Source organism: Xanthobacter pollutisoli, from assembly GCF_040044995.1.
In the GTDB taxonomy this organism is placed as follows: domain Bacteria; phylum Pseudomonadota; class Alphaproteobacteria; order Rhizobiales; family Xanthobacteraceae; genus Xanthobacter.
The window spans coordinates 1-1,053 of record NZ_JBDZDP010000078.1 but is presented as its reverse complement, the minus strand read 5'-3'; the positions used below and the strand labels follow the sequence as shown (position 1 = coordinate 1,053).

Annotated in this window: 1 protein-coding gene; it reads right to left on the bottom strand. The window is 62.8% G+C overall.

Annotation, left to right across the window (positions count from 1 at the left end; translation table 11 throughout):
* Positions 1 to 11: 11 nt before the first annotated feature.
* Positions 12 to 960, bottom strand: a protein-coding gene (locus ABLE93_RS26940) for an IS630 family transposase (protein ID WP_348842727.1) whose coding sequence is annotated in 2 segments (ribosomal slippage) — positions 12 to 623 and positions 625 to 960 — 948 coding nt in all. Because the reading frame shifts where the segments join, the coding sequence is not laid out codon by codon here.
* Positions 961 to 1,053 lie beyond the last annotated feature (93 nt).

Here is a 1,053-nt window from a genome sequence, read left to right as displayed (position 1 = left end):
CCTAGAGCGTTTCATGTTTTGATTGAAGCGTATCCTGCGTTAGCGATGTAGTTTGAGCATTCGGCGGGCTGGATGCGGTGGACGAGGTCTCCGATGTGGCGCCACGTGTCTTCGACGGTGCGCTTCTGAGCAGTGCGCATCCAGTGTTTGATCTTAGCGAAGGCCTGCTCGATGGGATTGAGGTCGGGCGAATAAGGCGGCAGGAACCAGAGCCTGGCTCCGGCCGCCTTGATGAGTTGGCGGACAGCCACGGATTTGTGGCTGCCGAGATTGTCCATGATGACGATGTCGCCCGCCTTCAGCGTCGGCACGAGCACCTGCTCCACATAGGCGCGGAAGCACGGGCCGTTGATTGGGCCGTCGAAGACACATGGCGCGGTGAGAGCATCGGCGCGCAAGGCTCCGAGGAAGGTCAGGGTGCGCCAATGGCCATGGGGCGCAAAGCCCCTGAGGCGCTTGCCCTTCTGTCCCCAGCCGTAAAGCGGGGCCATGTTGGTCTTAATCCAGGTCTCATCGATGAAGACGAGCCTGTTCGGGTCGAGCCTCTTCTGCCATGTGCGCCAGCGCTGGCGGCGACGCGCGATGTCGACCCTGGCCTGCTCAAGGGCGAATACGGTTTTTTTTGAAGCGCAGTCCCTCGCGGCGCAAGAACCGCCAGATCGCGTCATGGGAAGCGACGATCCCGTGCGCGGCCAGTTCCGCCTTCAGGGCGTGCAGCGTCAGGTTCTGGTTCTCCTCGATCCGCTCCGCGATGAAGGCGCGATGCGGCTCCAAAATGCGCTTGCGGTGGCCGCCCATCTGGCCCGGCGCCACCGAGCCCGTCGCACGGTGGCGCTGCGCCCACTTCACCACCGAAGAGACCGCAACCCCGAACCGGGCTGCAACGGCGCGGCTCGTCTCGCCAGAGAGAACCGCTGCAACGACGCGCTCACGCAGATCAGTCGAGAGAGGTCGGACCATCAGATGCTGGCCTCCGCCCAGCCAGCATCTTGAATCACAATCCTGCCCTACCGGGAATCCCAAACGATTCAATCAAGCTCGGAAACGCTCTAG